Source organism: Flammeovirga kamogawensis, from assembly GCF_018736065.1.
Classification (GTDB): Bacteria; Bacteroidota; Bacteroidia; order Cytophagales; family Flammeovirgaceae; genus Flammeovirga; species Flammeovirga kamogawensis.
This window is the reverse complement of sequence record NZ_CP076129.1, coordinates 1,362,626-1,372,500: the sequence shown is the minus strand read 5'-3', so window position 1 is coordinate 1,372,500 and position 9,875 is coordinate 1,362,626. Positions and strand designations below refer to the sequence as shown.

The 9,875-nt window shown below is 30.2% G+C and carries 5 protein-coding genes (1 of these 5 cut by a window edge); 1 reads left to right on the top strand and 4 read right to left on the bottom strand.

What is annotated here, in order from left to right; all coding sequences use genetic code 11:
* On the bottom strand, positions 1-1,115 hold the 5' portion of the coding sequence (locus KM029_RS23610) for a hypothetical protein (protein ID WP_144076270.1). 670 nt of this gene lie to the left of the window's left edge; 1,115 of the gene's 1,785 nt are visible here — the first part of the coding sequence; it begins with the start codon at positions 1,113-1,115; its stop codon lies beyond the left edge, outside the window.
* Positions 1,116-1,120: 5 nt separating this feature from the next.
* Positions 1,121-2,590 (bottom strand): exodeoxyribonuclease I, encoded by a 1,470-nt coding sequence (gene sbcB, locus KM029_RS23605; protein WP_144076269.1) that lies wholly within the window; start codon positions 2,588-2,590, stop codon positions 1,121-1,123.
* A gap of 186 nt (positions 2,591-2,776) precedes the next feature.
* Here sbcB and KM029_RS23600 point away from each other — a divergent pair, with 186 nt between their 5' ends.
* Positions 2,777-3,211 (top strand): plasmid mobilization protein, encoded by a 435-nt coding sequence (locus tag KM029_RS23600; protein WP_144076268.1) that lies wholly within the window; start codon positions 2,777-2,779, stop codon positions 3,209-3,211.
* Between the two features lie 85 nt (positions 3,212-3,296).
* Here the strand turns inward: KM029_RS23600 and KM029_RS23595 are convergent, their stop codons facing one another.
* Both KM029_RS23595 and KM029_RS23590 read right to left on the bottom strand, forming a co-directional pair.
* Positions 3,297-5,402, bottom strand: coding sequence for a hypothetical protein (locus tag KM029_RS23595; protein ID WP_144076267.1), 2,106 nt, complete (start codon positions 5,400-5,402; stop codon positions 3,297-3,299).
* A gap of 949 nt (positions 5,403-6,351) precedes the next feature.
* Positions 6,352-9,837 (bottom strand): pullulanase X25 domain-containing protein, encoded by a 3,486-nt coding sequence (locus KM029_RS23590; protein ID WP_144076266.1) that lies wholly within the window; start codon positions 9,835-9,837, stop codon positions 6,352-6,354.
* Positions 9,838-9,875 lie beyond the last annotated feature (38 nt).

The following is a 9,875-nucleotide window of genomic DNA, read 5'->3' as shown; positions in this document are numbered from 1 at the left end:
CTATCAAGTTTCTCTTTCTTATTAAAAACAAAAGGAATCTGCACTAGTCCTTCAGACCTAGGTGATAGATTTGTTAGAGGAATTGACGTTTTTAACCATTTAGGATTTGAAATAGAAATTAAACTTGCCACATCAAAAAGTGTATCATAATCACTATTGTTTACAAATTTAATTGAAGTCCAAATAGTATCTGCTGGATAATACACTTTAGTAATAGGTGTTTGAAAGTTATTGATTAATTGTAAAGTATCTACCCAATTTACATCTCCCCTAACTTTAAAAACTCTTGAAGTTAAATTAATTTCTTGAGTTATATAATGGTTTTTAAGTTCTAAAAGAGCGTATTTATCTCCTAAAACTTTAGCTATCGGAGCAACTGACAAAATTAATGTATCAGAATTAGGAACAACTGTTTTAATAGAATCAAGATTTATACTATCCCCATTAATCATGAAGTTAAAACTCTCTTTATCCCCTTTGTAAACTAGATCTAAAGGTAACTCTTCTAGATTGTAAAAATAATAATCTGTAAAGCCAATTGAATCTGCTTCAACTAAACCAAGATTAATATCAATATTTTCATGTACAGTATGTTCGTCTACCAAAACATTAGATTGCAAAGCAATTCGAGATAGTTTACCGTTCATTACAAAAGCAATAAATGCAGTATGTTTCCCTTTAGCAATAACTTTTGGGCGAATCCTTATTGTTACTTCTTCTAATGCTTCTTTCTCAAATGTTGTCACTTTTGATGAATTCCAGAAATTTTGAACTCCATTAATATCAATTGAAAAAAAATCGGTATCACCAACAAAGAAAAGTTCAATAGATTGTTTTTCAAAACCACCAACACACTTTAAAATAAACTCTTTATTATTTTCAGATATATCATTAAAATTAATAAATAAAGCATCTGTTATAAGATCTTTAGATTTAGGTTTTAATGTTTGTTGAGTGATAACTCTCTTCCAATTTTTATGTGTATTCCCGTTAGGTAAAGAAGATAAGCTAATATTTTGTTCTTTTGAAGGGCTTTCAAACTTAAAAACCTGAGCATATGTTATTTGTGAAAACAAAAATGCAATCACAACTAATAATAAACCTTTATAATACATTCTTATTATTTTCTTAGTTCTTTAGCTAATGAATTAGCATAAATTCTTAAAGATGACAATATTCTTATTTCATCTTCTTTTATATCTTCAGCTTCTAATCTATTGTCTAAGTCTTTCATGTAATCATCAAATGTAACAACACCTCCTATACCATCAAAAACTTTAGCTCTACAGAAAGATTTAAATTCTTTAAGATCAGCTTTGTCTAATTTATTATAGAAATTACGCCCTTTGTAACGTAATAAAAGCTCTCTCAATCGCTGATCCATAAAATTAAAAACATCAAGGTTCATCAATTCTAACTGCCCTTCGTTAAAAGTCGACAACCTATTTCTTAATGATTCATCTTGACGAGGCATAAAACCATCATACAGCATCGCATCAACATCTGTACTTCTTTCAAAATTAGGTTCAAAAACATCTTTTAACTTCTTAAAGATTGATCTGTCTTTTAATACATCCTTTAACTTTATAGTATTAGTTAAAATTTGAGCTTTATCAATATTTAATTCATTTGCTCGTTGATCTGTTAGTATTTTAGGCGTTACAAACATGTTTGCCTTATTTATATACAACTGACACAAACCAGGTCGCACCTGCCCTTCTTCCAGCTTGTCTTTTGGCATATATAATACCTCTTTTAACTCTTCCGCGGATAAATCTACTAAGCAACTAGGATCAATTCTCACATCATAAGCAATAACTGCATTTTTATTATGTTCATCAAAAACTATAGGAACAGTAAAAGCTAAGTGTCCATTTTCTATAGGAACGTAAGGTGATATTGTTAAAATAGGTTCTTGCTTATTTAAATGCTCAGTTAAAAGTTTTTTTACCGTAGTTTTATTACTTAAACTAAGTGCATATTGAAATAATTTTGGTTGATTATTTTTGATCAACCTGAAAATTTCAATTGTTGCTCTAACATCAGCAAGTGCATCGTGTGCATTTTCATGAGAAACACCATTGGCTACAGATAAGTTTTCTAATTTTAAACTCACTTTTCCTTCTTCATTTTTAGGCCAGTTTATTCCTTCAGGTCTTAATGCATAAGTCATTCTGACAATATCTAAAACATCAGTCCTTGAATTGTTATCCGCCCATTCATGAGAATAAGGATCAATAAAGTTTTTATAAAACCCAAACCTTGAAAATTCATCATCAAACCTTATATTATTATAGCCTACGTGGCAAGTTCCTCTTTCTCCAAGATAATTCTTCACAATTGCCATAAATTCATACTCCTTTTTAGAACCTGGTTGATTTTCTGCAATTTGAGGTGTAATTCCAGTAATAAGACATGCTTCAGGGTCTGGTAAAAAATCTTTTGACGGCTTACAGTACAATGTAATTTCATCGCCTATTTGATTTAGATCCAAATCTGTTCTTATTCCTGCAAATTGAGCAATTTTGTCTTTACGAGGATCTCTACCAAAAGTCTCGTAGTCATAAAAAAAGAAAGAGGATGAATTCATGTCGTTTTATATCGATTTAATGATACACGAAACTAATAAAATGAATACAAATTATAAACTATTTAAAGATGAGTTATGGTTTTATAAAACATTTTTGTATTTCTTGAATTGAAATCGACAATAAAATTGGATAATTATTAATTATTTAGCTAAATTGAATATAACGTATTACGAATATATCTCTTTATGGCAAAATACATATACTATAAAAAGCCTTTTGAGGAAGTAAAAAAATTGGCAGCTGATTCAAAAATCTCCTTAAAAGATTTCATGAAAAAGTTACCTGTAAATGAGACAAAAAGTTTTGAAACTAGAAAAGCTTTTTATCAAAGTTATACTTCCAATAGAAAAGCTGCTTGGAAGGGCGACGAAGACTCATCTATGATTTACGTTGATGGTGTTAAACCTTATGCTTTATCAACTCATGATTTTTTAGAAGAATATCGTATAGCCATTCAACATAGAGGAAGAAAACCTAGAAAAACTGGGGGATCTAATAAAATTGTTACTTTCAGAATGTCTAAAGAAGAATATTCTGCTTTAGAAAGTCAAGCAAAACAAAATGGTATCAAAGTATCTGATTATATCAGAAATTTGATAGAAAATGATATGAAAAAGTAAGTTGATATTATCAATCTCAAAAAAATATCATTAAAAAAGGCTTCTCAATTAAATTGAGAAGCCTTTTTGTATATAATGCAACTACTTATTTAAGTTCTTGTTTAGCTGCTTTTTGTCCTTCATTTGAGTATCTATACTTATACATGGTATAATTTACATCTCTCATGTAATCAATTAACTGATAATAAGGCTGATCCGTTTCTGTAAGAATACCACAATTTGCATTTTCTCCTAATTTAGAAGTACCAGTTGTTGCAGCATTACCCCACATAAACCAATGTGCACCAACACAATTCTTATCACGCATTGCACTTTCTACAAAGTTCTTATACTTTTCACCTCTATTTCTTTGATCAGATGCAGCAGATAAACCTGGTGAGAATTTACCAGAATCTAAAGAACCAAAATTGAATTCTGAAATTATATATGGCTTATCAATTCCTGAAAGTGTAGGAAAAGTATTTGGATAAATTTCATCATCAAATTGGTTGAAAGATAAAATATCAATGTATTTAGCACCAATACTAACATTTAAATTGTTTCTATGCTCTGATTGAACATCCCAACGGCAACCTAAATACAATGAACCAGGAGATAATTCTGTAATATATTTTTTGACCGTCTTAAAATATTTATGTGCTGTTTGTGCATAAAACTTTTTATTCAACTCACTAAAACTAGAAAGGTCTAATTCTTCTTGTGAAGCCATAACTTCTTTCCAAGTCTTGAAAGATTTACCAGTTGCTTTATTAAAAGAAATTACATCTTCTCCTGCTTTCTGTAAATGTTGAAGATAATGTTTCTTAGCATGTGAATGACTATTATTTTGAATTAAAAGTGTAACTAACTTTTCAGGTGTATGCCACTTTAATTCATCATCAACAAACCACCCTATGAAAAAAGGATCTTTTTTAATTTTATGACTATTATGTTTAATTTCTTTATGTAAGTTTCTCTCCCAGTGATGATTATAAACATCTGGAAATCCTTCAACCATATCTGGAGCTTCTGACTCTATTGCTAGAGTATAAGGAGATTTCTTTTCTTCTGGTAAATTATATGCCTCAGCATATGACCAAGCACCCATTGTATTTAATCCCCAACTCTTCATTCTATCCATTGAGCGGATTGCATATTTTTGAGAATCATATTCGCCATATTTCCTCTTAATATTTGCATGCCCAAAATTGTAATCTGAACCATCCCAAAATTTACCAAAGTTTGCATCTGTATGCATTGGTAAATATTCAAAATAAAGATCTTTATCTGAAGTCTGAGAGTTTACAGATAAATCAGCAGCTCCATTAACACCATTTGACCAAAAAAGGAAACCTTCAGGATCAACTAACCACCATTTATCTTGAACTTTTGCAGTATAAAAATGACCTGTAACTTCTAATTTTGGTCCTAACTTATATCCTCCGTATTTTGTCCATTCTTCAGAACCTTGATTTTTCGCAAGATCTTCATCTTCCGTTTTAATATCATCTTGGAGTTGCTTATCATTTTTAATCTTTCCATTCCATGTAGCATATTTATATTGACCATATTGATCTACAAATGGAAAAAATGTCATGTGATTCTTTTCGTAATTTTCCGGATAAGCGTGTTTGTATAACTCAATTGCTTTCACTGTAATTACTCTTTCAAAATCAGCTACAGGAAAATAAATTTCAATGGACTTAGTATGTGTTAAATCAAATGAATTTTTAAATGAAATACCAGCAGGCATACCTTGCATCTCTGGGAAGTCTTCATTCATATCAGCATAAATAGTAGATCTTGTAGAAACATCTGGTTGTAATGTACAATCAAATACTCTTGTTTCTTTTGGGTTTAACCAACCAATATTCTTTAAAGGTATAGGTGCTTTAAAATCAGAAGTCAATTCTCCTTTTATTATTGGTTCAAAGCGAACTACTTCTTCTGTTTTATTTTCTAAAATTATGGCAACATACAACCATTCGTGTAAATCCCAGTCACCAACAATTTTCATTACACTACTTCCATTTTTAGCGGTAGTAATTTGAAAACCTGATGATTTTATCTCCGAAGTAGCATCTCCAGATATCGTTATTTTTTTTGCATCAGCTCTTTTTGTGAAATCAAATAAGTCAAAAGTTTGATTTGCTTGTGCATTACTTACTATAGCTGTGAACAGCAAAAGTAGCGTTAAGTAACAGTTTTTCATCTAGTAATATTAGTTATAGATAGTAGTTTAATTATTTAGAATAGTAAATAAACTATCCATTGTTGTAATTTAAGGTAATTTTCAATTTTTGAGTAAAGACCCAACACTGCGTAAAATTAAGAATTTTTGTTTTACTATTCAACAAATTAGAGTTTTAAGAGGTACAGTTAGCATAAGTTAAATTCAAAATTGCTATTGTAGAATCATTTAATTAAAACACTTATTATTTAAATATTCATAAATAACAATAGCGTGTTTTTATAACTACAATCCCTTTTTTAATGATAATTATGATATTAATAAATACATATTGAAATAAATAACAGTATAACATTCTCTTTCAATTTGATGAAGTGTGCTATAGTATGATTGATATAACCATAAAAATACAGACTGATATAAAATCGTGTGTTCTTTGTTATATACAGAATGAAAAACAAACTTAGATCTTAATAAATAATTACTTGCAAATAAAGGTAAACCTATCAAAAATCAATTTATTCTATCTAAATACTGTTATATATAATAAGGCACAAATTGTATTTATAGAAGTAGTCAATTATTTTTTAATTGAGGTTTCATTCATCATAAAAAACATTTTATTCTACTCTAACGCCTTATTTAACACTATATTTTTCAAAACATATTATCTATAAATTATATCATTATCAGAATTATTAAAACTGAATTAATAATATAAATCCATATATAGAATCACGTCTACACAAGTAACGTTTATCTTGAAAAAATACTATTTAAATAGCTTTACATAAATCCTGAAAAAAGTTATCAAAAACAAATAATATTTTTTTATAGAATATGCATATCATACTATTGAGCATGAAAAAAAATCCTACAATAATTAATTGTAGGATTTAAAATGATGAAGTGAAAAAATAGAATATTAATTTCTTTATTTCACTGAGCTATAATTGTCTATTTGTAATTGCTAGTTTAAAATAAACCTTGATGTTGAAGCACCCACACTTGTAATAACTTTAATTACATAAATACCTTTATTTAGATTTGATAAGTCAATTTCTGTTTTAAAAGCACCTCCAATAGATAATTCTTTATGGAGTTTTCCATTGATATCAAATAATAATATTGTTAGCATCTTATCTTCTGAAGAAACTGTAACGTTTCCAGAAGTTGGGTTCGGAAATGTATTTAGTACAGACTTATTATCTACAATAGCCGTAATAACTTGTCCAGAAATTGTTAATTCTTTCGTTCCAATAATTGTTGATCCCTCTTCAAGAGAAGTTGCAGTTACTATCACTGTTCCATCAGCTTTGGCTGTAACTAGTCCATTTTGATCAATTGAAGCAATATCCGTATTATTTACAGTCCATTGTATATCTTTTACAGAAGCATTAAGAGGAACGACAATCGCTGTCATTAAAGAAGTCCCTCCTTTTTCGGTAATATTATTTCCAGATACTGAAATTGAAATCACATTAATTTCACATGTTGAACATTCATTAAAACAAACAACATCCAAAACAACATCTTCATTTCCAACCGTAATTCCTCTATTTTTAGTTCCTGTAACTTCGCAACCACTACCTGATAAATCTTCTGTCATTTCCCAATTCTTACCTATTGTAAATTGGTATTCATAACTAACCCCTGCCAATAATCCTATGGTTACTTCCCAAATTCCATCGTTATCTTCATCAGACATTTCTTCAAAAAGTTCAGGGTTCCAGTCAACTGATGGCCACGAGCCCGCTAAATATACTTTTTCTTCAGAGGGTCTTTCTTTTGATAAATTCACTTTGAAAGTAACCATAACTGTTTCTTCAGAAGGTTTATTTTCACTTTCGTCACACGAATTGAAAACTGAAATTGGCAGTTCCTTATCTTCTTGAACAGTTATTGTTCTTAAGTTACTTTCATCAAGACAATCCCCTTCAAAATCTTCTACAACATCATCAATAGTAAATTGATAAGTATATGTTCTATCTGCTCTTAAATAAATAAGTTTTGAATAAACATTATTACCTACATTTAATAATTCTATAGGAGTTCTATCTTTACTCCAATTACCAATAACTTGAGGAGCACTTTCTGTATCAACATCAGAAATATCGACTGCAAACAAAATGCTATTCCATATTTGTTGATCGCTCGAACATGAGTTGAAAGCTACAACATCAAGAGCTAGACTCTCTGAAGTATTATCTAAGGTAATGTATCGGTTATTGGTTGATGGTTTTTCACAACCAGAATTTTGCATATCTTCAGTATCATCCCAGTTATTACCTAATGTATATTTAAACTCATATTCTTTTCCTGCACGCAGGTTAATGGTAGCTTCCCAGATACCATCGTTGTTTTCATCTGTCATTGGAGAGAAACTTTCTGGAGTCCAATTGTTCCAAGAAGATGCGATATATAAACCTGCAGAAGTATCATCAAAAGAAGTTGCGTCTACTTTAAAAGTAACATCTTTATAGATTTTATCCTCTACAATATTATCACATGCATTAAATGCAACTACGTCTAAAAGTTGCGTTGGACTGTCTGATCCGTCTGATACAATAGTTAGGCTTCTATTTTTATTTCCCTCAAGAGCACAATCTTTCCCTGTTAAATCTTCATCGTTCCAAGTAGAACCGTTATTGTATCTAAAAATCTGGTTTCCTTCCAAAATAGCAACAGTAGCAGTAAAAATACCATCGTTATCTTCGTCAAGCATTTCTACCCAATCTGCTTGTTCCCACTTACCATTAAGTTCTACAATAAATACTTTTCCATCTACTAAATCTTCACCGTTCATATTTACTTGGAAAGTAACATCTACTAAAACAGGTTCAACATCACATTTACCATAATCTACCACATTTAATTCCTCTGCTTTATTTACGGTAATAGAACGGTTTTTACCTTCTAGACAACTTGCTCTAGCATCTTCCCAATCACCATTCGTAAAAAGATATTCATATTCCTGTCCTCTAGTTAAAGAAATAACCGTTTCCCAAATATTTTCATTTTCTGCATTTTGAGTTAAAGCAATCTGCTCTCCCCACTCAGCTTCACCTACAACATCACCTACGATACCAGGTGTAGCTGCAGTAATTCCTTCTAAATTTACACTAAATTTAATTTCATAGGTTGGTATTTCTGCAGTACAAGAATTGAATGCAACAATTTCTAAGACTTGGGTAGGATTGTCTGATCCATCAGATGTGATCGTAATTGTTCTGTTATTATTCTCCTCATTACCACAAGATGTACCTGATAAGTTTTCATCATTCCACTCACTACCGTTATTGAAACGATATTTTTGTTCTCCTTCAACTAAATCTACAGTAGCAGTAAAAACTCCATCATTGTTTTCATCAAGCATTTCTACCCAGTCTGCTTGTTCCCACTTACCGTTAAGTTCTATAATAAATACTTTTCCATCTACTAATTCTTCACCGCTCATGTTTACTTGAAAGGTAGTACTCACTGTAATAATTTCTTGGCTACAAGTACCAAAATCTACTGTGGGTTGAGTAATATGATCTTCAAGAATATCAATAGCTCTATTTTTCCCTTCTGGGCAAGTTTCTCGTGCATCTTCCCAATTTCCATTAATATAATTATATGAATGAGATGAATTTTTAGGAAGTGAAACAGTAGTTTCCCATATATTATCACCATTTAAATCATATAATTTGATTTCGTTATGATTCCAAGAATTATTTAAACCTGTCATGAACACACCATCGTCACCAACAGTTTCATTGGACATATCTACCGAAAAAACTACTTGTACATTATCGTCACAAACACCAAAAACTGCAGTTGGTAAATCAATATTATCATTGTAAACTTTAAGTTTCCTATTTTTCCCTTCTGAACAAGTTTCTCGTGCATCTTCCCAATTTCCATTAATATAATTATATGAATGAGATGATCCATTTTCTAGATAAATAGCTACTTCATAAATACCATCATTATCTTCATCTGTTAATTGTATATCATTATGATTCCAAGAATCATTCAAACCTGTCATAAATACACCGTCGCCACTTATAGTTTCAGCATTCATATCAACACTAAAAGTAACCAATGAGTATGTTTGTTCACTACACTCATTAAAAGTTTCAGTAGCAAGTACTACATCACTTTCGCCATTTAATTTTAATTCTCTATTTGAATTTGGAGAGCATCCTTTAGAAGACATATCCTCTTGAATTTCCCAATTTCCAATAACGAATTTAAATTCGGTAGTCTCTGCTATATCAAGAGTAATTTCGTATATCCCATCTGTATTTTCATCAGTCATTTGATTGTCTAATGACCAACCCGCAAAACCACCTGTTACGTAAATATTTTTATCTGCAGTATCTTCATTAGAAACATCTACAGAAAAAGTAACATTTGTTGCCAAAGAGTTTAAAGAAATTAGACATATAAAAAGTAGAAAAAAGTGTTTCATGTCAAAATTGTTTATAGTAAATGATGTAAAATTCACTT